Origin of the sequence: Plebeiibacterium marinum (assembly GCF_026013615.1) — a bacterium.
In the GTDB taxonomy this organism is placed as follows: Bacteria; Bacteroidota; Bacteroidia; order Bacteroidales; family Marinilabiliaceae; genus Saccharicrinis; species Saccharicrinis marinus_A.
Genome location: NZ_JAPDPI010000062.1, coordinates 1 through 23609 on the forward strand (window position 1 = coordinate 1; position 23609 = coordinate 23609).

At 38.1% G+C, this 23609-nt stretch carries 22 protein-coding genes; 12 read left to right on the forward strand and 10 right to left on the reverse strand.

Annotated features, from left to right (window positions below; translation table 11 throughout):
• The first annotated feature begins 320 nt into the window (after positions 1–320).
• Entirely contained in the window at positions 321–1022 is a 702-nt protein-coding gene (locus OM074_RS19360; RefSeq protein WP_301202266.1) for a LuxR C-terminal-related transcriptional regulator, read from the forward strand.
• Between the two features lie 17 nt (positions 1023–1039).
• On the opposite strand, the gene OM074_RS19365 is transcribed toward OM074_RS19360, so the two are convergent.
• The 6 genes from OM074_RS19365 to ercA all read right to left on the reverse strand — a co-directional run bounded on the left by OM074_RS19365 (position 1040) and on the right by ercA (position 7091).
• Entirely contained in the window at positions 1040–1840 is an 801-nt protein-coding gene (locus tag OM074_RS19365; RefSeq protein WP_301202267.1) for a T9SS type A sorting domain-containing protein, read from the reverse strand.
• A gap of 223 nt (positions 1841–2063) precedes the next feature.
• The gene (locus OM074_RS19370; protein WP_301202268.1) at positions 2064–3968 is read right to left on the reverse strand and encodes a methyl-accepting chemotaxis protein; all 1905 of its coding nucleotides are present in this window, start codon (positions 3966–3968) and stop codon (positions 2064–2066) included.
• Positions 3969–4088: 120 nt separating this feature from the next.
• The gene (locus OM074_RS19375; RefSeq protein ID WP_301202269.1) at positions 4089–4739 is read right to left on the reverse strand and encodes a response regulator transcription factor; all 651 of its coding nucleotides are present in this window, start codon (positions 4737–4739) and stop codon (positions 4089–4091) included.
• Positions 4711–5601 (reverse strand): PAS domain-containing sensor histidine kinase, encoded by an 891-nt coding sequence (locus OM074_RS19380; RefSeq protein ID WP_301202270.1) that lies wholly within the window; start codon positions 5599–5601, stop codon positions 4711–4713. Before OM074_RS19380 ends, OM074_RS19375 begins: the two co-directional genes overlap by 29 nt.
• Positions 5531–5962 (reverse strand): hypothetical protein, encoded by a 432-nt coding sequence (locus OM074_RS19385; RefSeq protein ID WP_301202272.1) that lies wholly within the window; start codon positions 5960–5962, stop codon positions 5531–5533. Before OM074_RS19385 ends, OM074_RS19380 begins: the two co-directional genes overlap by 71 nt.
• Positions 5943–7091, reverse strand: a complete 1149-nt coding sequence (ercA, locus tag OM074_RS19390) for an alcohol dehydrogenase-like regulatory protein ErcA (protein WP_301202274.1) — start codon at positions 7089–7091, stop codon at positions 5943–5945. Before ercA ends, OM074_RS19385 begins: the two co-directional genes overlap by 20 nt.
• Positions 7092–7343: 252 nt before the next feature.
• Here ercA and OM074_RS19395 point away from each other — a divergent pair, with 252 nt between their 5' ends.
• The 3 genes from OM074_RS19395 (at position 7344) to OM074_RS19405 (ending at position 10682) form a co-directional block, all read left to right on the forward strand.
• The gene (locus OM074_RS19395; RefSeq protein ID WP_301202275.1) at positions 7344–7901 is read left to right on the forward strand and encodes an energy transducer TonB; all 558 of its coding nucleotides are present in this window, start codon (positions 7344–7346) and stop codon (positions 7899–7901) included.
• A gap of 67 nt (positions 7902–7968) precedes the next feature.
• A complete protein-coding gene (argS, locus tag OM074_RS19400) occupies positions 7969–9888 on the forward strand; it encodes an arginine--tRNA ligase (protein WP_301202276.1) in 1920 nt (639 codons plus the stop codon).
• A gap of 116 nt (positions 9889–10004) precedes the next feature.
• A complete protein-coding gene (locus OM074_RS19405; RefSeq protein ID WP_301202277.1) occupies positions 10005–10682 on the forward strand; it encodes a type 1 glutamine amidotransferase in 678 nt (225 codons plus the stop codon).
• Here OM074_RS19405 and OM074_RS19410 read toward each other — a convergent pair whose 3' ends face one another.
• On the reverse strand, positions 10683–11192 hold the full coding sequence (locus OM074_RS19410) for a hypothetical protein (protein ID WP_301202279.1): 510 nt from the start codon (positions 11190–11192) through the stop codon (positions 10683–10685).
• A gap of 219 nt (positions 11193–11411) precedes the next feature.
• On the reverse strand, positions 11412–12623 hold the full coding sequence (gene rocD / locus OM074_RS19415) for an ornithine--oxo-acid transaminase (RefSeq protein WP_301202280.1): 1212 nt from the start codon (positions 12621–12623) through the stop codon (positions 11412–11414).
• Between the two features lie 335 nt (positions 12624–12958).
• Here rocD and OM074_RS19420 point away from each other — a divergent pair, with 335 nt between their 5' ends.
• A complete protein-coding gene (locus tag OM074_RS19420) occupies positions 12959–13930 on the forward strand; it encodes a glycoside hydrolase family 43 protein (protein WP_301202282.1) in 972 nt (323 codons plus the stop codon).
• 60 nt (positions 13931–13990) lie between these two features.
• Here the strand turns inward: OM074_RS19420 and OM074_RS19425 are convergent, their stop codons facing one another.
• A complete protein-coding gene (locus OM074_RS19425) occupies positions 13991–16426 on the reverse strand; it encodes a TonB-dependent receptor (RefSeq protein WP_301202283.1) in 2436 nt (811 codons plus the stop codon).
• A 183-nt stretch (positions 16427–16609) separates the two neighbouring features.
• On the opposite strand from OM074_RS19425, the gene OM074_RS19430 reads away from it, so the two are divergent.
• The 3 genes from OM074_RS19430 (at position 16610) to OM074_RS19440 (ending at position 18754) form a co-directional block, all read left to right on the forward strand.
• Positions 16610–17566, forward strand: coding sequence for an NAD(P)-dependent oxidoreductase (locus OM074_RS19430; RefSeq protein ID WP_301202284.1), 957 nt, complete (start codon positions 16610–16612; stop codon positions 17564–17566).
• 308 nt (positions 17567–17874) lie between these two features.
• Complete coding sequence (locus OM074_RS19435) at positions 17875–18300, forward strand: arsenate reductase/protein-tyrosine-phosphatase family protein (RefSeq protein ID WP_301202285.1); 426 nt, start codon at positions 17875–17877, stop codon at positions 18298–18300.
• Between the two features lie 46 nt (positions 18301–18346).
• Positions 18347–18754, forward strand: a complete 408-nt coding sequence (locus OM074_RS19440; protein ID WP_301202286.1) for a secondary thiamine-phosphate synthase enzyme YjbQ — start codon at positions 18347–18349, stop codon at positions 18752–18754.
• 18 nt (positions 18755–18772) lie between these two features.
• Here the strand turns inward: OM074_RS19440 and OM074_RS19445 are convergent, their stop codons facing one another.
• A complete protein-coding gene (locus OM074_RS19445) occupies positions 18773–19471 on the reverse strand; it encodes an inorganic diphosphatase (protein WP_301202287.1) in 699 nt (232 codons plus the stop codon).
• 184 nt (positions 19472–19655) lie between these two features.
• Here OM074_RS19445 and OM074_RS19450 point away from each other — a divergent pair, with 184 nt between their 5' ends.
• The 4 genes from OM074_RS19450 (at position 19656) to OM074_RS19465 (ending at position 23045) form a co-directional block, all read left to right on the forward strand.
• Entirely contained in the window at positions 19656–20315 is a 660-nt protein-coding gene (locus OM074_RS19450; protein WP_301202288.1) for a B3/B4 domain-containing protein, read from the forward strand.
• A 195-nt stretch (positions 20316–20510) separates the two neighbouring features.
• Entirely contained in the window at positions 20511–21269 is a 759-nt protein-coding gene (locus OM074_RS19455; protein WP_301202289.1) for an MBL fold metallo-hydrolase, read from the forward strand.
• Positions 21270–21498: 229 nt separating this feature from the next.
• Positions 21499–22044, forward strand: coding sequence for a hydrolase (locus OM074_RS19460; RefSeq protein ID WP_301202290.1), 546 nt, complete (start codon positions 21499–21501; stop codon positions 22042–22044).
• 95 nt (positions 22045–22139) lie between these two features.
• On the forward strand, positions 22140–23045 hold the full coding sequence (locus OM074_RS19465; protein ID WP_301202291.1) for a carbohydrate kinase family protein: 906 nt from the start codon (positions 22140–22142) through the stop codon (positions 23043–23045).
• The last annotated feature ends 564 nt before the right edge of the window (positions 23046–23609 follow it).

The window sequence follows — 23609 nt, forward strand, 5'->3', positions numbered from 1 at the left end:
CCCAACTCCCTTTTTGGCATTGCCCCAAAAAGGAAGCAAAAAGCTCTAGAGCAAGAGATTCCTTCATCCCACACCGGCCTTCAATTCCGGCCGACGCACAACCGCCTCAAGTGCCCCTTTGAAGACCTCTCGCCATCCCCGGCCCGGACTCTTGCTCTGGCCTACCCGCTTTGATTTACAGCTTGTATATTCTTTTACATATCCTTAACTTAATGACATTGGGTGCACGATTGTAGGGAATTAAAACTGAGGATCACTGTATTGCTTTACTTTGTCTCTTTTTTAGCTTAAATTAAGGTAACATCAAAAAACCGGCAACAATGAACAATCAATCCCTGCTTTATAATGAGATAAATACTTTAGATGATGTAAGTCTTGAAGCTAAAATTTCTTTCTATGAAGAAATTCTGAACAGCATGCCTGCTTCGGTCCACGTCACTCAAATAGACGAGAATCTGAATACACTTCCCTTATGGGTTAACAAAACTTTTGAGAAAATTATTGGTTTCAACCTGAAAGAACGGCAAAAGTATGGCTATGCCGGTTCAAACGGGCATTTTTACCATCCTGACGACATCTACAGCATAAAAAATAACATTAGATATTTAATTGAAAACCCACATATACCCTTCGGGTCTATTGTTTTCAGGATTAAAACTGCATCAAATAGTTACAAATGGATTTATATGATAGGCAAAGTATTTAAAAAAACATCTGTTGGTTATCAATTCCTTTGTGTTGCCATAGATATTGATGATCGCCTGGCATTTAATAACCGAGAAATGAATATATACTTAAAAGAGATATCCCGCCTTACAAACCAGGTTAAACTATCTAAACTTACAAAAACAGAACGGAAAACAATAGCCCTATTTGGCAAAGGATTCTCTACCAAAGAAGTGGCCTCGAAACTCAACCGAAGTTACGAGACCATCAACAACCACAAACGAAATATCTTTAAAAAACTTGGCTTTCATAAAATCACTGAGCTGGTCAGTTTTGCTGAGATTTGCGGGCTTTAGCCCGAACTAACGATCCTTTATTCCACTACAAATTTTTTTGAAGTATTGTTATACTCATAAATATAAACCCCAGGATGATAACTTGATACATTTAAGTACAACATAGTGCTTCCTTTATCTATAATCCGTTTATCCACCACCTTTCCTTCTACATCATAGATCGTTATAATGGCATCCTTATTATTGATAAGTTCATATGGAATAGTTATTATCAAATCTGAAGGATTAGGATATGGGCTTCCTGCTTTTTCATTCTTCAACGCAGGTAATGGAGTAGTACTTTGACCAAATGAATATACTTCATAGGTTCCATATTCCTCGGTTAGCAATATCATTTTATAACCACTTTCCGTTTCAAAAAAGCAATCTTCCACCTCACCGAGCCCATAATAATAATCATAATCAACCTCTCCAAAGTTATGTATAACATTACCATCTTCATCATATAAATATAAAAAAGGACCTGAAACCGGGGTATCCCAAGAACCAAAGAATTCTATTTTTTCATCGGCATTTACAAATTTTGAGCTAAAATAAAACATTGAAGACATTTCTCCTGTATAAGAATTAATCACAGGCGGCACCAACGTTGTTTCCTTGATTAAACTATGGTTTACATTGTATAATCGGAATAAATTGTTGTTTATATCCGTCTGTACATACCCAACACAGTTTGACTTTCCAACAATCCCCTCATAAACAGGACTAAATACATCTTCATCATCTGAACCAATCAGTGTGTAACTCGTTTCTTTTGTCACCTGAGAATAGGCGCATATTGAAAGAAATAAAGTAAAAATTAAGGTAACTGTTTTCATAATAATCAGATTTAGAGATTTCTAACTAATAGCACTAAAATTACTATGAAACAACAGCAATGTAAATGACAAGAACTTGTCATTTTTGAGGGATCATTGTGTCTTACCTTCTGACAAAAACATAAAAAGAGCCGCAACTAATAATAACTGCAGCTCTTCTTTTTAAAAGTTTACCTTATCCAATTTACAAGGGCCATGGCTAAAAGCATTTTTATCTTCTCCCCTATTTAGTTTTAAAAAATGACACAACGTAATCCAGTTGCTCTGCCTGACTGGCCATTTCTTCGGAGCTTGTAGCCATTTCTTCACTAGCTGCAGCATTGTGCTGGGTTATATTGCTAAGTTGCTGGATGGCATTATTAACCTGCTCTGCACCGCTATTTTGCTCAAATGATGCTGAGGCCACTTCCTGAACCAGGCCTGCAATTTTTTCTATCTCAGGGACAACAACTTTTAGCTGTTCTTCCGCTTTTTGTGCTACTCCAACACCTTTTTTCGAGACAACAGCAATTTCTTCTGCTGCCATTTTACTCCTTTCAGCCAGCTTACGCACCTCTGCAGCCACAACAGCAAAACCTCTTCCCATCTCTCCTGCACGGGCGGCTTCAACTGCTGCGTTTAATGCCAAAATATTGGTTTGGGATGCAATATCATTGATGATTTGGATTTTATCCACAATACCCTTCATGGCCTCCTGAGCATCAAGTGCCGACTCATAGCCAAGCTTTACGATGCCGGTAGCATTGGTGGCAATTTTCTCGGCCTGTTGTGAATGTGCAGCATTCTGCTGGATATTGGCAGCCATTTCCTCCATTGAAGAAGAAACCTCCTCTGTAGAAGAAGCCTGCTCAGAAGCCCCCTGGGATATTTGCTGGGATGCCGAACTTAATTGCTGGCTGGCAGATGAAATATTTGAAGATCCTTCCTTGATACTGGAAATAACCTCCTTTAGCTTATATGACATTTGAGTCATGGCTTTGGCAAGGATACCCACTTCATCTTCCTGATCCACATCTATTGAATAATCGAGGTCGCCATTGGCCAGAGCCTCTGCAAACTGCACACTCTTGTTCAGACTTCGACTAATATTCCTGCTTATTAAAGAACTAATCAACACAAAAACTAAAATCCCTATGAATACCACAAGAATAATGGCATTCTGAATCTTATTCACAGCCTCCATCACATCCTCTTCATATGCAGTAACTGCAATATATGAATCAACCTCATCAATATAGCTTGAATACTGAACATTCAATTCCCCTTCCCAATCATACACCAACTTGGCAGCATATTCTTTGTTAGAGAGCATCTCCTTTACAAAAGAGTATTCCAATATATTTTGTCCTTCTTTGGTGGGATGGATAACTGCATCCCCTTTTGAAGTAACCAGGTACGGATACCCCCGGTTAAAATACGATTTGCCCTTGAAAATTTTCTTCAACCCCAACAGGTTCTTCTCCTTTATCCCAAAATATATTATCCCTTCAACCTGTCCATCAATAACTAACGGAGTATAAGCTGTTAAGTACCATGCATCCACAACAAAAGCCCGCCCATGGTATTCTTTACCTGCACTTATAGCCTGGGCAACAGGTGAGTCATTAGGAATATAAGTCCCCACAGCCCTTTTGCCATCCTTATATTTAACATTGGTTGATACCCTGACATAACCTTGAGGTATCCTTTGAAAGATGGTTGCAGTCCCCTCTGTTCTTTCCCCAATTTCATCTACCAGATAGTTTGACTCCTGGATTTGCTCCCCATTAAGAAACCAGGTATTCAGGGACACCGAAGTTTTTTCTTTTGTGGCCTGGTTTGTGACTTCCATCTGTAACTCTTCCCTTTGATTTATCTTGACAGAACCAAAACCATTCAGGTATTCCCTTGTAAACTGCATACCCAGGTTCACCCTTTTTTGGTTAAGGAATATTTCATCTCGCAAAGTACTGGAAAGGTCTTCTATTTGCTCCAGCAACCTGGCATCGGCATCTACAATGGCTTTTGCCTTAATAGTCCTGACGGTATACAAACCAAGAACCAAAAACAAAACTATCATTACACTGCTTAAAATTACATTAAGCCTTACCCCTATCTTAAACCTGTTTATAAACCTTGCTACTTTCATACGCTCCAACCGTTCTGAGATTAATTAACCTAACCTTAATTAATACAAAACTACGCAACACAAACCTCTTTTGTAAGAGTATTTATAAACATTAAAAAAGGGTAAAAATACCCTTGTCAATTACAAACTGATTACATTACTTTTTAAAGCGTAAACAATTAAACTGATGGCATTTTTACAGCCTGTTTTTTCGAGCATGTTCGTTTTATAATTGGCTACTGTTTTAGTACTTAGATTTAGCTTATCTGAAATTTCCTTCGCTGTTAAACCGATTAGCATCAGGTTAAGAATCTCAATATCACGACTGTTAAACATAGGCTCCGAAGGAGATTGCAAACTTTCATTTAACGAATGCATACTTTTAATTATATCGGGCATCAGCTGACTTGAAATATAATTCCCTCCCTTTAACACTGTACTTATGGCATCCATTAGTTCCAATTTTCCGGACGTTTTTAGCACAAAGCCTTTTGCCCCTGCATTTACCATATCAAAATAGTATTTTTGATTACTAAACATAGTAAGCGCCAGTATATTCAAATCAGGATAAATTTCCAGTGCTTTTTGCGTTGCTTCAATGCCATTCATTACCGGCATATCAATATCTATGATAACCAAATCAGGTTTTTCTCCTAAAATAATTTCAATCATTTCTGCACCATTAGAAACATCTCCAACCACATCTCCAACATCACTCAGCTCAATAATGGTTTTTAATCCATCCCTAAACAACACATGATCATCAGCTATTACTATTTTTGCCTTCCCCATTTTCAGTAAAATAATTCAAATTATGTATAAAGAAATAAAACTCAAACCCCTGTCCAACTTCCGATTGCATCCAAACATATCCTCCAGCCTTACTTATTCTGTGCTGAATATTGCTCAATCCCATACCCTTTTTAAAAGCCTTTTCATCAATGTTAAAACCAATCCCATTATCAGAGTAATTAAATTTTAACGATTTGTTGTGCTTTTCAATTTCAATATTCACCTTGGTGGCATTGGCATGCTTAATTGTATTGTTTAGCAACTCGGTAACCACCCGATATAGCATGATTTCAATATCGGAATGTAAGCGATCACATTCATTACAAGTAAAGTTAACCTCCAGCAAACTCGTCAACTTAATATTATCTATAAAGTTTCTTACTGCACTTGCAACTCCATAATTAACCAAAATATGAGGACTCAAATCATATGCTATTTCCTTAATGGCTTTGGTAGCTTCGCCTACACTAAAATTAGCCTTATTAAGAACCAACCTGTGCCGTTCACTCTCACATTCTTCTTCTAAACAATCCAGGTATAACTTGATGGTTGACAATATTGGCCCGATACCATCATGCAGTTCTTTTGAAAACCGAATCCGTTCATTTTCCACACTCCTAATGGTGGACATGGCCTGCTGATATTCCAACTTTCGCAAATCAGTAATATCCCTTATAATTGTTTGAACCTGGTATTCTCCTTCTATTTCAATGGATATTAAAGACACATCGCAAATGGCAATACGGCCATCAACTTTTCGAATCTCCCACTCCAGAACAGTAGGCTCACCATTAATTACTTTTTCCAAAACCTCTTTGGCATATTCTTCTGAATTCCGTCCATTGGGCTGGCACTCCGGCATATAATAAAAAATATTCCTGACAACGATGTCTTCCTTGCTTTTGGAATCCCAAAAATGCCATTGCTTTCATATTATAGTCAACCAGTTCAAACGATGCAGCATCAATAATCAAAATAGCATCCCCGGCATTCTCAAATAAGGTATGATATTTATTTTCGTTTACAGCCAACGACTCCTGGGTTCGTTTTAAGGCATCCAGCGTATAAGTAAGTTCGGCATTGGCTTTTTCGAGTAAAATTTTTTGCTCTGTTAATTCCCCAATCTGGCTTTGAAGTTGGGGATAATAGCTTTTTTTGTACGAATTATCTCCCAGCCCAATCACTTTCCTCCTGATTTCACTCTTATCTAAACACCCGCTCATATATTGCTCCTATTTGTTCCTTACTAATATTTTTAGGGTTAGTGGCAAGGCAAGGATCATTATAGGCATTGATTGAAAGCTGTTCAATATCTGTATCAGTTAAGCAGATTTCACCTGAACCCAAATCCACATGAAACGATTCCCTGAAATTTCTAACATATTCTATCAATCCTTGTTTTATATCCCGATCCTTTAATGGCTTACTCCCAGCCATCACCTTATATATGTCCTGATATTTTGGGGCACAACTATCGTAATTATATTCTATGCAATTATCTAAAAGATAAGCATTGCAATTACCATGGGGCAGATCCAACAAACCTCCCATACTATGCGCCATGGCATGAACCAAGCCTAAACTGGCATTTGAAAATGCCATACCTGCCAGCAAACTACCTAGCATTACATTATTCCGATAAACAATATTGTTGGGTTCGGCAACTACCCTGGGCAAATTAGCGGTAATCAATTCTATGGCCTTTAAAGCATTGAGGTCAGTAATCGGCGAACTGGCATTTGAAACATAAGCCTCAATAGCATGAACCATAGCATCTATACCAGAAGCCACGCTTAGTTCATTACTCATGGTGGTAGTAGTTATTCCATCAATAAGTGAAATGTCGGGAACTACCGATTTGCTGATAATAGCTATTTTCCTTTTCTCTGCAGAGTTTAATACAATGGCAAACTGCGATATATCGGCAGCCGAGCCCGCCGTAGTAGGTATACATATCAATGGGGGCATAGGGTAGCGCACCTTATCAACACCCTCAAACAGGTTTACACTTTGTTTATTTGAGCTGACAATACCAATTCCCTTTGCACAATCAATCACACTTCCGCCACCCACAGCTACAATAATATCACAACCTTCTTGTTGATATAAACTAGCACCTTCTTCCACTTCGTAATCCTTGGGATTTGGGGTTAAATCCTTAAAAACAACATACTCTATCCCTGATGCTTCTATAGCTTCGCGCACTTCAGAATACCAACCTGCTTTAATAATATTGTCGTCTGTAACGATTAATATTTTCTTTGCTCCAAAGTTCAGAGCATATCTCCCCACCATTCCCAGAGCATTATCTCCTATTACAAACTCCGGGACTAAATACTTACGCAAATTCATATTCCTTTTGTTTCAAAGTAAAACCTTCTATATATCCAAGCTATGCCACATTGTACGCTGCCAGAAAAATTTAGTTTCTCATTTCACTGTTGCAGATAGCTTATAATAAACCAACCCAATGAAAATATCAAGCTTAAACCCACATTTTTTACTATTTTTACAAACAAACTATACATATTGAATCACAGAAAAATATATACCATATTAGCTATACTGTTCTGCTTTGTTAGCAACTATGCCCAAGATGTAAAATTGATTAGAAAAAAATACAATTATTTTTACGAAGAATATTATGTCTTAAAAAATGACACTTCTATAAAACACGGAAGATATCTCAGGAAGTACAAAAAGTACCCCATTGAAAGAGGGGCTTTTAAAAATGGCATCAAAACAGGCAAATGGATATATTTTTCATTAGACGGTCACTTCGAATTTGAATACAACTACGACGCCAATAAAGTATCAAAAATAGCCAACAGGCAAACACCTGAAGAATATTTTGAAACACCGGTATTCTTTGACGGAAGCCCCTTAATTCCATATATCTACATTGTAAACCATGTACGTTATCCTTACCAGGCAAAAAAAGATAACATCAAAGGCAAAATCACTTTGGCTGTTTGTGTAAACAAAGAAGGAAAACCAATTCAACTTTACTTAAAAGAAAAGCTCCATCCCCTTCTGGACAAGGAAGTAATGAATGCTGCAAAGTCGTTTCCCAGGCACTGGAAGTGGATTCCGGCAACCTACCACGGACAAAACATTGACAGTGAATATCATATCGACATTGAATTTGAATTAATAGAATAATCCGCATTCGCATAACTTTTTTATCTTTGCACTTTCATTCTAATTATAAAGCAGAATAACAGCAGTTATGAGTATGGAATTGCAATTGAAGGGCAAAGTAATTGCCGCAGTAAAAGAGTTATACGGGCAAGAAATAAACGAAAACCTGGCTCAGGTACAAATCACACGCAAAGATTTAACCGGAGATTTTACTATTGTGGTTTTCCCATTATTAAAAATTTCTAAAAAATCTCCTGAAGAAACAGGTAAAGATATAGGCGAATATATTAAAGCCTCTGACGAAAATGTTGCCAACTACAATGTTGTAAAAGGTTTTTTAAATATTGAGCTGGCTTCTGATTACTGGTTAAAATTGGTAAACAACATCACAAAGGAAGAAAAATATGGCTATCAGGCAGCTAATGATGACTCTCCGCTGATGATGATTGAATATTCGTCTCCAAACACCAACAAACCACTTCACCTGGGACACATCAGAAACAACCTGCTGGGTTATTCCCTGTCGCGCATTGCGGCTGCCAATGGGTACAAGGTTGTAAAAACAAATATTGTTAACGACAGGGGTATCCATATTTGCAAGTCGATGCTGGCATGGAAAAAGTGGGGAAATGGGGCTACACCTGAATCAACCGGCATTAAAGGCGATAAGCTGGTGGGCGACTACTATGTAAAATTTGACCAGGAATATAAGGCTGAAATCAAAACACTTATTGCCAACCATCTTAAAAACTATTCTGAATTAGATGAGATAAAAGATTTTTCAGAAACCTATTCTGCATTAAAAGCTCAAAAGAAAACCAAGGAAGGCTTGGATGATGAGCAGAACAAACAGTTTAAGGCCTGCGAAGATTTAAGCAAATATGCCGAAAACAATGCTCCTTTGATTCTTGAAGCCCGGGAAATGTTGAGAAAGTGGGAAGCTAAAGATCCGGAAGTATATAAAGACTGGGAAACCATGAACGGTTGGGTATATAAAGGCTTTGATGTTACCTACAAAAAGCTTGGTGTTGACTTTGATAAAATTTATTACGAATCTGACACTTATACTGTTGGTCGTGATATGGTATTGAGTGGCCTGGAAAAGGACCTGTTCTACCGCAGAGATGACAACAGCGTTTGGTGTAACATGACCAGCGAGGGTCTTGATGAAAAGCTATTGCTACGTAAAGACGGAACTTCGGTGTACATGACTCAGGATATAGGTACTGCCAAGCTTCGTTTTGATGATTTTGATATTGACAAGATGGTATATGTGGTTGGAAACGAACAGGATTACCATTTCCAGGTTCTTTCCATCCTGTTGGATAAACTAGGATTTAACTGGGGTAAAGACCTGGTTCACTTCTCATATGGAATGGTTGAACTACCTGAAGGCAAGATGAAATCAAGGGAAGGAACAGTTGTGGATGCCGATGATTTGGTGGATGAAATGGTAAATACAGCCCGAGAAATGTCGAAAGAGCTTGGAAAGCTGGATGGCTACTCGGAAGAAGACGCAGAAACGGTATATAAGATGATAGCCCTGGGTGCGCTTAAATACTTTATATTAAAAGTGGACCCTAAGAAAAACATGACTTTCAATCCTGCTGAATCAATTGATTTCAACGGAAACACAGGGCCATTCATTCAATATACCCATGCCCGTATACAGTCTATCTTTAGAAAAGCTGCTGAAAAAGGGATCAGCGTTGCAGCAGAAGCTCCAACCAATGTTGAAATTGGCGAAAAAGAAAACAACCTGATCAGGATGATTTCGAACTTCCCTAATATTGTTGCTGAAGCCGGAAGGGTATTTTCTCCTGCTGTTATTGCCAACTTTGCCTATGATCTGGCAAAAGAATACAACCAGTTCTATCACGATTACCCAATTCTTTTTGAAGAGGATGAAGACAAGCGAATGATGCGTTTGGTGTTGTGTAAGAACGTGGGCAAAACTATTAAAAATGCCATGTGGTTACTAGGCATCGATGTTCCTGAAAAAATGTAATATTTTTTAAAAGACCTATAAACAAAAGAATAAAGATAGAAGGTTTGAGTTTTCTTTATTCTTTTGTTTTGCACTTTCCACTTTCAACTTTTCACTTTCAACTTTTCACTAACACCATGCACGTTCACTGGATTCAACATGTAGATTTTGAAACTCTTGGAAATATTAAAGAGTGGATATCTAAAAACAATCATACCGTTTCATGTACAAAACAATTTGCAGGAGACAAACTACCGGATATAAGCTCTTTTGATCATTTAATTGTAATGGGCGGCCCAATGGGCGTATACGACACCGAGGAATATCCATGGCTGGAAGAAGAACTTCAATACATTAAAAAAGTAATTGAATGTAACAAACCGGTTTTAGGAATTTGTCTTGGTTCGCAATTTATTGCTGCAGCTCTTGGTGCAAAGGTCTATCCCGGCCCCATAAAAGAAATTGGCTGGCATCCTATAGATATAAAAAACAAGGAGATACTCTCGTTCAAAAACAATAATCCCACTGTTTTCCATTGGCATGGCGATACTTTTGACCTGCCCAAAAATGCAGAATTAATTGCCTCAACGAAAGAAGTTCCCCACCAGGCCTACAAATACAAAAATGCCATTGGTCTCCAGTTTCATATGGAGCAAACTGAAGAAACCATCCAACAAATGGTTACTCATTGTAAAGAAGAACTTGAGATAGGCGGCACAAAAATTCAATCGGAAGAAGCTATTTTATCCGAAAAATCCCTTTTTGAGAGCAATAAAAATGTCATGTTTAACCTATTGGATAAGATGGGGCAATAATTATTTCATCAGCCCCTTTGCAAACTTTGGATCCAAAATAATACTTGCCAGTATTTTTGGTGCCACTTCATAACCAAACCGTTTCAACTTATCAACAACATCCACAAAAGAAACATCCTTTTGCTTTAACAGATCCAGCAGGTCGGATAGTTGCGACTGGCTCAATTCTTTTCTCAATGCTTGCTCAACCAACTGCATTCCATCATTTTTAGAATCAGACTTATCCGGGATTACAATTTCTGCCAGTCCAAAAGTCTCAATCTCCATAATGATGGTTTCCAACACATCTGCACAGGTTTTCTTTACGGAATCCACATCCCCCGTAGAATCGCGCAATGACCAACTGCTCATCTGAAAATCGATATCCTCAATAAGTTTTCGCTTTAAGTTTTCCGGTCCTAAAATTGAATCCAGAACAGCAATAGTCCCTTGCTTCCAACTATTTAAATCAAAGCTCTTTTCTTCTAATTTGCGCAAACGCGAATGCAATAGTTGTAATTCTTTTTCCATGGTGAGATTGTTTAGTGCCCTACTTTTAATATCCTTTAAAAATGGCAGAATATTAAAAACAAGTAATGGTTACTAAATATAGAAAAAAACAGGGTAAGCATCCAAAGTCAACCTTGAAAATTTTTCCATTGCATCTCCGAAATATTCCTGTCTGCACAAAAAAGCATTGCTCTTAATATCAAGAACAATGCTTTTTACATAGTACATTAACAACAATCTTTATTCAAATTGCTTCAAGGTATTTTTTATGATTTCAATAGCTTCTTTTAGTTGCGCTTCTGTTATGATCAATGGCGGAGCAAATCGTATAATATGTCCGTGGGTTGGTTTTGCTATTAAACCGTTTTCTTTCATGGCTACACATACATCCCATGCTGTTTTACCATTCTTTGGTTTTATTACCACAGCATTTAACAGGCCTTTTCCCCTTACCAATTCAATCATATCAGAATCAACCTTCTCCAATTCTGATCTAAAGATTTTACCCAGGCGCTCAGAGTTTTCTGCTAATTTTTCATCTTTAATTACATCCAGGGCCGCAATGGCCACTTTACAACCTAATGGATTTCCTCCATAAGTTGAACCATGCTCTCCCGGTTTGATACATAGCATTACATCATCATCAGCCAACACTGCCGAAACAGGAAATACGCCACCGGAGACTGCCTTACCTAAGATAAGTACATCCGGCCGCACGCCTTCATGATCGCAAGCCAACATCTTACCGGTACGGGCAATACCTGTCTGAACCTCATCGGCCATAAACAGCACATTGTTTTTCTTACATAACTCGTAGGCTTTTTTCAAGTATCCGTCTTCTGGTACATAAACCCCTGCTTCCCCCTGAATTGGTTCTACAAGGAATCCTGCTACATTAGGGTCTTGCAATTCTTTCTCCAATGCCTCCAGATCATTATAGGGGACGGTTACAAAACCCGGCGTATAAGGACCAAATCCTTTATAGGAATCCGGATCTGTTGACATAGAAATGATTGTTACCGTCCTTCCATGGAAATTGCCTTCACAAACAACAATCTTTGCCTGGTTTTCTTCAATCCCTTTTTTGTTGTATGCCCATTTTCTACAAAGCTTGATGGCTGTTTCATCAGCTTCAGCCCCTGTATTCATTGGCAACACTTTATCATAACCAAAATAATTGGTAATATATTCCTCAAACTCTCCCAAAACACTGCTATAAAATGCACGGGAAGTTAAAGTAAGCTTTGAGGCCTGATCGGTAAGTGCCTTTATGATTTTAGGATGGCAATGCCCCTGGTTCATTGCAGAATAAGCCGACAGGAAATCAAAATACTTCTTTCCTTCCACATCCCAAACAAAAATACCTTCTCCCTTGTCTAGCACCACAGGAAGCGGATGGTAATTATGGGCTCCAAACTTTTCTTCTCTTTCTATATATTCGTTTTGAGTCATATGAAAGTTAATTTTAAACTGTTATTATTTTGATGGCTAAGATAGTAAATGCACAACCTTAAAGGAGTGATAAATATCAGAACAAACAAATCGGCACAAGGGCATCCAAAACAAGGCATCAACTCAATTACCGCGTTAATAAAAATTATAAAGAAGACAAATATCCATACATGGTGGACTATTCATTATTATTAATTAGTACAGTTTAATAGTGTTTGTGATTTTTGTAATTTTAGCTGTGAAATTGGTTTATGTAGCCATCAGGCACCATAAATTATGTACATTTTAAACATTCAGCTTTTCTTAAAATTATAATAACGAATATGAATTTAACTATGAAAAAACTAAAATATTCATTGGCGATTTTAATTGCTATGGTATTATTTTCGGCCTGTGCTAAAAATGATGTAAAGCACAGTGGAAATCCTTTATTTAAATCTCCGTTAACAGCAGACCCCAGCGTTTTGGTGCATAATGATACGTTATACCTTTTTACTGGTAGTGATGAACAGGAGTTAGGCAAGGATGGATTTTTAATGAAAAAATGGTATATCTTTTCAACCCCGGATATGGTCAACTGGACAAACCACGGTGTAAAGCTTCAGGTGGAAGATTTTGAATGGGCAGCAGCAAATGCTTTTGCCGGACACTGTGTTGAAAACCATGGTAAGTTTTGGTGGTATGTCCCTATGGTACATAACGACTCAACAGCCAGGGTTAATGAAGGGTTTGCAATTGGAGTAGCTGTTGCCAACCATCCACTGGGACCATACAAAGATGCTTCAGGAAAACCTATTATTGCTGACACAACTAAAAATTCAATTGTACTAAATATAGACCCTACAGTATACGTAGATGATGACAAGCAGGTTTATATGCTGTGGGGGTCATGGAACGAGGCGCGTATCGTTAAATTAAAAGACAACATGACAGAGGTTGACGGACCGGTGGAAACCGTTCATGCTAAAAACTTTTTTGAAGCACCCTGGATTCACAAACGCAATGACACGTATTATTTATCGTATGCAGCCCATTACCCTTCAACAACAGAATATTCTACAAGTAAAAGTATTTCAGGCCCTTGGGAATACCAGGGAGTAATCAATGATACTTTACCAAATTCCCCCACTAATCATCAGGCTATTATAAATTTTAAAGGCAACGATTATTTTATATATCACAATGCCGGCTTACCAGATGGAGGACCCTTCAGAAGAAGCGTTTGTATTGATAAGTTGGAATATGATGAAAATGGAAAAATTAAAAAAGTTGTAAGAACTACAACTGGAGTCCCGGAAGTAAAATAACAAAAGTTTAATCACAAAGCCGGCAGTTGTTCAATGCCGGCTTTTGTTGTTTTATAAATACTAAAAACGGGTAACCAGCTTCACATTCAGCCTTCGTGAAGTTAAGTAATTTGGAACAGCATATTCGCGGTTGTTTACATCTGTTACCCAAAAATAAGATATCGTATTATTGATGTCAAAAAGGTTAAAAATCTCTACCCCAAGCCATACATTTTTAAATGCACCTGTCTTCCTTTCCGGATGCAATTGCGAACCGGTCAACTCCTTGGCGAAACCGACATCTACCCTACGGTAGGCAGGCATCCTGTTCACGGCCTGGTATCGCTCCGAATTTGGCGGACCAAAAGGCAATCCGCTGCCAAACATCAAATTAAGATTCACTTTAAAGGATGGGTTATTCCTTAAATAATCCTGAAACATCAAACTAAAGTTTATTCGCTGATCTGAAGGGCGTGGAATATATCCCGGAGCGCCTGTTTGTCCACTTCCGGCTACAAAGGCATCATCTTTTAAATCTTCCTCCGTTTGCATTATGGATAAACTAGCCCATGACTCCACTCCTTTAACAAACTCCCCATTCACTTTCATATCCAACCCGGCTGCATAGCCCTCTGCATTATTCTTTGCCGAATAACGAATCCTTACATTATCTATTTGGTATGGATTTAAATGATCCATCTTTTTATAATACAATTCGGTAGAAAACTTAAAAGGGCGCTGCCATGCCTGAAAATAATGGTCGAAACCAGCAACTAAATGAACAGACTTTTGTGCTTTAATATCATAATTGATCCCTCCTCCGGGAATCCTATATTCCTTATAAAACGGACTCTGATAATAAATACCGCCGGCAAGCTTAAAATTAAAATCACGTTCCCAATCTGGAGTATATATTACGCTTGCCCTGGGACTTAGCAGAAACTCCTCGTTAAAATCCCAATAATTCCCACGTAAACCAAGTGCCAGGTTTAAACTACCATTCGAAAGCTCAAACAACCTGTTTTCCTGAACAAAAAAAGTATACCTGTTTGATTCTATCTCATTTTCATCGTTATATGCATACGACAATTCAAGCCTTTCATTATTCAAAGGAATGTTGTAATCTGCAGAATCCCTTAATTCCCATTCGTTTATAATATCAGAAAACCGTTCATATTGGTATTTAACTTCCCACTCCAGATTATTATTGCCTATTCTATGCGCACCCCGTAATGCCAAATTAGAAATAGCCCCATATAAGTAATTGCGTGCATGTTCCAGGTAACTGCCCACTCCTATACCGGTTCCTTTTTCAAAAACCACCTCACCGCCTTCTCCTTCTGCACCTAATTCCTGAAGCCAGTACTGCCCAAGTATATCGTATGTTTCATCCTCCGATGTTCTATATCCGGAAGCCACCAGCTTATAATTATTATTGTTATTGGGTGAAAAATCCAATGACACAGCCCCAAAACCAGTCATAAACAAATCCTCTTCCTGTCCCTCAAAATAAACACGCAAAGTTTGCACCTCACTAATGGTACCAAATGTTGTTTCCCGGTCTACCGGCTCAAAATCATATCTATTACGGGATACATTACCCAAAAAACCCAACCTCCATTTGTTATTAAACCGGTAAGTCATATAAGATTGAATATCCAGGAAGTTAGGCTGATAATCTCCCGAAACATCCATGGTTCCAAGCAAATATTTATTGGTTTTATACCTTACTCCGGTAATATGCGAAAACTTACCGTTTGCAGCAGTCCCTTCCAAATGTGCATTAGCGCCAAGCAAGCTTCCGGAGGCACTTCCGCCAAACCCGGTTGGCTTTTTATATTTAATATCCAATACGGAGGACATCTTATCGCCATACCTGGCATCAAAACCACCTGCAGAAAACCGGATATCCGAAACCAGTTCCGGATTGATAAAACTCAACCCTTCTTGCTGTCCGGCCCTGACCAAAAATGGGCGATACACTTCAATATCGTTCACATAAACCAGGTTCTCATCAAAATTCCCCCCTCTCACCCGGTATTGCGAACTCAGTTCATTATTAGAAGAAACCCCCATTTGTGTTTTTACCAAAGCCTCTATACTTCCCCCACTGGCATCCGGCAGGTTTGCCGACAACCGGGAATCTATCTTTGTAAAATTTTGATTTGCCTGCTCTTTTGCCGCTACCTCCACCTCGGCTATCGACTCTTGCTTCTTAATCAGTACAACCGTTATACTTTTGGAAACATCTAAGGCGGCAACTTTCAGTTCCTTAGTTTCAAACCCGATTCTGCTAAAGATAAGAGTCGCATACCCTGCCATGTTCACTTTAAGCACAAAGGCTCCTTCTTTATCTGTAATGGCCCCTCCCGGCTCATCCTTTACCGAAACATTAACCAGCTCTATGGCCTGGTTTTCTTCAGAAAGTACAATCCCTCTTATTTCTACTTTATTCTGAGAAAAAAGAGAAACCGGGATCAGTGAAATTATGGTGATGATATAGAATAGCTTATGCATAATTTGCCCTAATGTATTTTAAGCAAACAAAAGTAATTAACCCTCTTGATTAATAAAAACCAATTGTTCATTCTTTAAAAAAACGATAGTTTTATGCTTTTATTACTTGATACTTATTACTTGTTACTTGTTACTTGATACTTGTTACTTGTTACTTGTTACTTGATACTAATCTAAATAAATATGAAGAAAAAAATATTAGTTACATACAAAATTCCACCATGTGGATTTGATGAATTAGACAAAAGTTTTGAAGTTATTTTCCCTGAAGAAGAATCTCTTTCAAAAGAGGAACTTTCAATGCACCTGAAAGATACGGTTGCTATTGTTTCTGTATTTGGACATAAACTAAGCAACGACATCATAGACCAGGCACCAAATTTAAAGCTAATTGCAAACTTTGGGGTGGGTTACGATAATATTGATATTCCATATGTTACAAAAAAAGGCATTACCGTTACCAATACTCCCGATCCGGTTACCGAACCCACTGCCGAATTAGCCATGGGACTCATGGTGGCAGTCAGCCGGCAAATTGGCTATTTAAACAACCAACTCCGAAAACCAGGAGGTGTTGTTACCGGGGTAATGAAGAACCTAAGCACAACCCTCTCCGGGAAAACGCTCGGAATAATTGGCATGGGAGCCATTGGACAGGCATTAGCACGCAGAGCCCTGGCCTTTGGAATGAAAATAGTTTACCACAACAGAAAGCAGCTCTCCGCAGAAACAGAGAGTAAATACATGGCAACAAAAGTCAATATGGAAACCTTATTAAGAGAATCTGACATTGTTTCGCTCAATTGCCCGCTAACACCCGAAACTAAACACTTAATCGGAGCTGAAGCTTTTGAAAAAATGAAAGATTCAGCCATTTTAATAAACACAGCCAGAGGCCCTGTGGTAAACCAAAACGCTCTGATTAAAGCAATTCAGAATAAGCTTATTGCCGGTGCAGGACTGGATGTATACGAGAATGAGCCACACATTCCCCAGGAGCTTTTAGAGATGGATCAGGTCGTGTTAACACCGCACACGGGAACGGCAACCTTGGAAACTCGTGAAGCAATGAGTAGGCTGGTTAGCAAAATTATTCGTAACTTTTTTGATGGAACACTAACCGGGTACATTGTAAATTAAAAGAAAAAGCCTGGTGCATATAAATAACAGATCGTTAGATTTTAGATAAGAGATAAGAGGCTTATTTGCAAGATGCTTAAAATCAAATCCTTACCTAACTTAAGTTGATTTTATTAAATATCTCATAATCTTACACTTATAAAAAATTAACGAACTATTGTATAAATAAAAACAAGGAATAGAAAAGCATAAGACATGAAACGAGCCATGAAAAAAATTTCACTCACAGGGAAGACATTATAGGCGAGTTCCCCGTCTGTACAAACGGACAGGCATTGAATGCCTTTGAAAATAAAAATTATAATGAGATGAAAAAAATATTAGTATTCAGCAACAAAAACTCAGCCCGATCGCAAATGCTACAAGGGTGGCTTTCGTATTATTTAAAAGACAAAGCCGAAGTGATGAGTGCCGGAAATCATGTTGAACCTATTAACATGCTGGCACAAAAAGCCATGATGGAATCAGTAATTGACATCAATAAATACACATCTAAAAACATTTCGGAGTATAACCATGTGTTTTTCGATTATTTAATCATTGTTGACCATACTAAAACTGACGATATCATACTGAACCACGAGCCTGCTGAAATCATCTCCCACCCCTTTGAGAACCCGGGCCTGGCTGAGGGCACTGACATGGAAAAACTAAGATCATACAGGGAGATATGCAATGATATTGAGGACTATGCCATGGAATTTGCCATGAAGCATTTTAATCTATTTCAATAATTACGTGATTTCTTTATCTTAGGGCGAAATTTTCTAACATTGGCATATGATTAAGCAAAAAACAATAAAACTTCCTGAATTCAGAAGAGGCTTTCATTTAATCACAAATATTATTGAATCCCAACTCGATCTTCCTGATACAGGACTGCTAAACTTATTCATACAACATACTTCAGCAGCATTAACCATCAATGAAAATGCGGATCCTTCTGTACGTGTTGACTTTGAAACCATCCTAAACAACATGGTTCCTGAAAACCAGCCAGAATACACACATACACTGGAAGGTGATGATGACATGCCTGCTCATATGAAATCGAGCCTGATGAACCCATCGCTAACAATCCCCATTACCAATGGCCGGCTAAATTTAGGCACCTGGCAGGGAATTTACTTTTGTGAGTTCAGGAATTTTGGCGGGCATAGAAATGTTGTTGCCACGATATATTCATAAATAGTTTTTGGCTTTTGGTTATTGAGTATTTCTGCCTTCAAAATATTTGCTTACATACGGGAAAAGCGATTTCGTATCAGGAAAAACAATATCTGCACCGGCATCAGCTAAAACCTCTGCCTTTAAAATACCAGTATTTACCGCTATAGTAGGAATACCTGCTGCTTTAGCTGATTCAACTCCCAAAGGGGCATTTTCAACCACCAGGCACTCACCTGCTTCAAAGCCGGAACGCTCAACAGCTTTTAGGTATGGTTCCGGATGAGGCTTCCCTTGTTTTACATCCTTGGCACTAATAACCTTATCCGGCTCAAAACCAAAATCTTTATTTAACCGATCCAGTAAAGTAGGCTGCTTTGAACCTGTAACCACCCTTGTTTCAATCCCCATTTTGCGCAACATTTCAATCAATTCAAGCATCATGGGCATCATCTCAGCCTCCGGAGCCAGGCTCATCAACCGTACTTTTTCATTATAAACCCGTTCCTTATCTTCCGGCGTGGCTTCTTTGTTCAAAAACTGCTGAAACACAGCCCCAATGGTTTCATGTCCGGGCCGGCCTTCGTGCAGGTAAGCATCATAGGCAGGAAATTCAATACCCTCATTTTTAAAACTTTCAACCCATGTCGCCTCATGATTTTTCATGGAATCATACAAAACCCCATCCATATCAAATATCACACATTTTAATTCAGAAGGTATTACAGAACTATTCATTATTTATAAAGACTTTTTACAAGAAATTTGAGATGACAGACACATACCCACATCTCACCTTTTATTTTAGAAAGGACAAAGAAAAAGAAAAAAACACAAAACAACGACTTTTTACATCAAGACAATGTTACCAAAACAAGCCACTCCATTTTTATTACCTTTGCATTGTTTAAAAAAATGAAATATGTTTCCAATAACGATAAAACCTGAATTAACAGAAAAACTTCCTTCCTTAACACTGGGATGTCTTGAAGCTAAGGTAAGCATTGCACCAAGTTCTGAGGAATTAATCAATTGGATAGAAAAGCAACTTGACCACATTAAAGTTTCTTTAACCCCGGAAACTATCCGACAGATGGGAACGGTTAAAGCAACCAAGGATGCCTATCGTGCATTGGGCAAAGACCCCAACAGATACCGTCCTGCAGCAGAATCGTTAATGAGAAGAATTGCCAATGGCAAAGAGTTATACCAGATATCAAATACGGTTGACGTATTAAACTATATTTCTATAAAAACCGGTTATTCCATCTGCGGATATGATGCCGATTTGATTAAGGGTGAAGTATCTATGGGAATTGGTGATACAAACGAGCCCTATGAAGGCATAGGCCGGGGTACTGTGAATATTGAACAACTACCTGTTTTCAGGGATACCGATGGCGCTTTTGGAACCCCTACAAGCGATTCAACCCGAACCATGATTACCGAAAAAACCGAAAACATATTGTTTATTTTTATCGGTTTTGAAGGAAAAGACGAATTAGAAGGAGCTCTTGCCGAGACAGCTGCACTTTTAAAAGAACATGCCAAAGCAAGTGAACTAACAACCTATTTTATTTAATCATTAAACCAACAAGAGATACTTCAATAGATCGTTAGATTTTAGATAATAGACATTAGACTGATTTACAATTCGCTTAAAATCAATAAGATAATAATTTTGCCATAAATTATTCAATATATTTAGAATCAGTACATTATAAAAATTTAACGAACTAATGATACTTTATACTTTTAACTTTATACTAAAATATTAATGACCGAAGTTTGTGCACTAGCATCAGGAAGCAATGGAAACTGCTATTATATTGGAAATGAGTCTGAGGCAATTTTAATAGATGCCGGTATCAGCAGGCGCCAGATAGTGGAACGGATGAATGAAAAGGGGTTAAATCCACTAAAAATAAAGGCGGTTTTTATCACACACGAACACTCTGATCATTACAGGGGAGCCAAAGTACTGAGTAAAAAATTGCAGATTCCGATATATTTAACCACACAAACCCACCTTAAAAGTTACCAGACCATGCGTCCGGCAAACGTTGTAAACTTTGAAGCCGGGGATGTTATTTCAATCGGTAATTTTAGGGTACACTCGTTTAAAAAACAACACGATGCCATTGAACCTTGCAGCTTCAGGATAGAACATGAAGGTAAAAATATCGGCGTTTTTACTGATATAGGGACTCCTTGTGATAATGTTACCCACCATTTGAACAAGTGCCATCTCCTCTTCCTGGAATCAAATTATGATGTCGACATGCTGGAACAGGGCAACTACCCTTATTATCTTAAAAAAAGAGTAGCCAGCGACATTGGACATCTATCAAACGACCAGGCTAAAAACCTTATTGAAGAACATGCCGGAGACATGCTCAAAACCATATACTTGTCGCATATTTCGGAAGACAATAACCGGGGAGAAATAGCTTTAGACACCTTTAAACCATTAATGGATAAGTATATCATAAAGCTGACTTCAAGATATGCCGCTTGTGAAGTGGAGGTGGTTTAATGAGAGGCGGAAAATAAGAGGTGAGAGATATTTGATTGCCCTGAACATTTCTTAATAAGATTAATTAATATTATCAATAGTTCGTTAGTTTTGTATAAGTGTAAGATTATGAAATATTTAATAAAATCAACTTAAGTTAGGTAAAAATCTGATTTTAAGCATCTTGCAAATAAGTCTCTTATCTCTTATCTAAAATCTAACGATCTGTTAATTATAAAACTTTATATAAATGAGAATATTAAAAGAAGAAACCGTAGCGGTTTGCGTTGACATTCAGGAAAGGCTTTTTCCTCATATCCATGAGCATGAGCAACTCAAAAAAAACACGGAAATTTTAGTCGAAGGCTTAAAAACCCTTGAAATCCCTATGGTAGTGACGGAGCAATACAAAAAAGGATTGGGCGACACCATTGAAGGTATTAAGGAGAAAGTTGCCGACTGCCCGGCTTTTGAAAAAACCGCATTTAGTTGCTGTGATGATGCCCCATTTGCACACAAACTTGAAGAGGGAACCTTCAGGAAATTTGTCATCCTTTTTGGTATTGAAGCCCATATCTGTTTGATGCAAACAGCCATAGACCTAAAAGCAAAAGGCCACCAACCGGTAATCATAGAAGATTGTGTTGGTTCAAGAAATCCTGAAAATAAAAGAATAGCCATCAACCGTATGCTTCAAGAAGGCATAACTGTTACCAGCTACGAATCAATCCTTTTTGAGCTTTGCCGCTACGCTGGCAGCGATGCCTTTAAAGCAATCTCAAAATTAGTTAAATAAAAGCATTGATATGCTATTCAGTAAAAGAGTAAAGTATAGCAATATTTTACTCTTTTTGCTTTCAACTTTTTACTTTTAACTTTCAACTAGATTATATGCGCAGAGTTTTTGGTTTAGGAGAAACCGTGTTTGACATCATTTTTAAGGATGGCCAGCCCATTTCGGCCAAAGCCGGAGGATCAGTTTTAAACGCATTGGTTTCGCTGGCCCGATTAGGACATCACGTTTCTTTTATCAGTGAATTGGGGCAGGATAAAGTAGGGGATACGATTATCAACTTCCTTCAACAAAACAATATCGATACATCTTTCATCCAAAGATACAAGAAAGGGCAAAGCGCACTGGCCATGGCATTTCTAAACAAAAACAATGATGCTGAGTACGATTTTTACAAAAACTACCCCACAGAAAGGCTAACCATTGAACTCCCGGACTTTAAAGCTGGCGACATCTTCCTTTTCGGTTCGTTTTATGCCATTGATTCCAATATCAGAAAACAGGCATTTAGAATTGTTGAACACGCAAAAAAATGTGGCTGCATTATTATCTACGACCCAAACTTCAGAAATAAACATGCTGATAACCTGAATGAATACAAGCACTATTTGGAAGAAAACATATCGTTAGCAGATATGGTAAGGGGAAGCGATGAAGATTTTCTCAATATTTTCAACACTACAACTGCTGAAGAAACCTGCAAGGCAATTCAACCTCATTGCAATAACCTGATATACACAGCCAACAAAAACGGGGTATACCTACACACTCCGGTATGTCAAAAACACTATACCGTTCCTCAAATAACACCTGTAAGCACCATTGGTGCAGGCGATAATTTTAATGCCGGCATGATCCATTCCTTACTTTCTCAAAACATCACCCCAAAGAGTATCAACAACCTGACTCAACTCAATTGGGATCAGATTATTGAAAGTGGAATCAAGCTATCGTCCGAAGTTTGTATGAGTTTGGACAATTATATAAAAGGGAGTAGGGAGTAGGGAGTAGCGGATAGCTTGTAGCTTATAGCCAATAGCGGATAGCGGATAGCCAATAGCTTATGGCGGATAGCGGGAATGCCAACTGCTATAATGAACCGCAAGGTTTTATTTATAACCCGATTTATTTATTAGAGTCATTGGTCATTAGTGATTTGATCATTGATGATTGATGAATGGTCATTGGACATTAGGCATTGGTGATTTGATGATTGTTGATTGTTGATTGCTCATTGTTGATTGCTCATTGTAAAACTAATCCACAGAAAGTATCTAAAAAATAGCCGTAATTTTACTGCTACTTTTCACCACCCATACACAACTATACATCAGATACATACACAATATAACAATTAAGAACCCTCATAAATATTTTGTTCAACAGAAGGCAATAATCACGATTTTTGGAGTTAATGCGAAAAATTGTCACGTTTCTGGGAGTTAATTAAAAAATTTATCCGGATTCGGGTCGTTTTCGAGTTTTTTCCTACGTTTCTTCGATACGGCTTCGGGAAAGAGTCTGGATGTGTTCGGGAAGTGTTCGGGTAGGCTTCGACTACGGTTCGC

Bases quoted from the DNA above. Each gene is read 5' to 3' on its own strand.
- rocD (WP_301202280.1), bottom strand. From the start codon at position 12,623: ATGACTCAAAACGAATATATAGAAAGAGAAGAAAAGTTTGGAGCCCAT.
- OM074_RS19405 (WP_301202277.1), top strand. From the start codon at position 10,005: ATGCACGTTCACTGGATTCAACATGTAGATTTTGAAACTCTTGGAAAT.
- OM074_RS19435 (WP_301202285.1), top strand. From the start codon at position 17,875: ATGAAAAAAATATTAGTATTCAGCAACAAAAACTCAGCCCGATCGCAA.
- ercA (WP_301202274.1), bottom strand. From the start codon at position 7,091: ATGAATTTGCGTAAGTATTTAGTCCCGGAGTTTGTAATAGGAGATAAT.
- OM074_RS19430 (WP_301202284.1), top strand. From the start codon at position 16,610: ATGAAGAAAAAAATATTAGTTACATACAAAATTCCACCATGTGGATTT.
- OM074_RS19440 (WP_301202286.1), top strand. From the start codon at position 18,347: ATGATTAAGCAAAAAACAATAAAACTTCCTGAATTCAGAAGAGGCTTT.
- OM074_RS19420 (WP_301202282.1), top strand. From the start codon at position 12,959: ATGAAAAAACTAAAATATTCATTGGCGATTTTAATTGCTATGGTATTA.
- OM074_RS19455 (WP_301202289.1), top strand. From the start codon at position 20,511: ATGACCGAAGTTTGTGCACTAGCATCAGGAAGCAATGGAAACTGCTAT.
- OM074_RS19445 (WP_301202287.1), bottom strand. From the start codon at position 19,471: ATGAATAGTTCTGTAATACCTTCTGAATTAAAATGTGTGATATTTGAT.
- OM074_RS19450 (WP_301202288.1), top strand. From the start codon at position 19,656: ATGTTTCCAATAACGATAAAACCTGAATTAACAGAAAAACTTCCTTCC.
- argS (WP_301202276.1), top strand. From the start codon at position 7,969: ATGAGTATGGAATTGCAATTGAAGGGCAAAGTAATTGCCGCAGTAAAA.
- OM074_RS19410 (WP_301202279.1), bottom strand. From the start codon at position 11,192: ATGGAAAAAGAATTACAACTATTGCATTCGCGTTTGCGCAAATTAGAA.
- OM074_RS19385 (WP_301202272.1), bottom strand. From the start codon at position 5,962: ATGAGCGGGTGTTTAGATAAGAGTGAAATCAGGAGGAAAGTGATTGGG.
- OM074_RS19425 (WP_301202283.1), bottom strand. From the start codon at position 16,426: ATGCATAAGCTATTCTATATCATCACCATAATTTCACTGATCCCGGTT.
- OM074_RS19370 (WP_301202268.1), bottom strand. From the start codon at position 3,968: ATGAAAGTAGCAAGGTTTATAAACAGGTTTAAGATAGGGGTAAGGCTT.
- OM074_RS19460 (WP_301202290.1), top strand. From the start codon at position 21,499: ATGAGAATATTAAAAGAAGAAACCGTAGCGGTTTGCGTTGACATTCAG.
- OM074_RS19465 (WP_301202291.1), top strand. From the start codon at position 22,140: ATGCGCAGAGTTTTTGGTTTAGGAGAAACCGTGTTTGACATCATTTTT.
- OM074_RS19360 (WP_301202266.1), top strand. From the start codon at position 321: ATGAACAATCAATCCCTGCTTTATAATGAGATAAATACTTTAGATGAT.
- OM074_RS19375 (WP_301202269.1), bottom strand. From the start codon at position 4,739: ATGGGGAAGGCAAAAATAGTAATAGCTGATGATCATGTGTTGTTTAGG.
- OM074_RS19380 (WP_301202270.1), bottom strand. From the start codon at position 5,601: ATGCCGGAGTGCCAGCCCAATGGACGGAATTCAGAAGAATATGCCAAA.
- OM074_RS19365 (WP_301202267.1), bottom strand. From the start codon at position 1,840: ATGAAAACAGTTACCTTAATTTTTACTTTATTTCTTTCAATATGCGCC.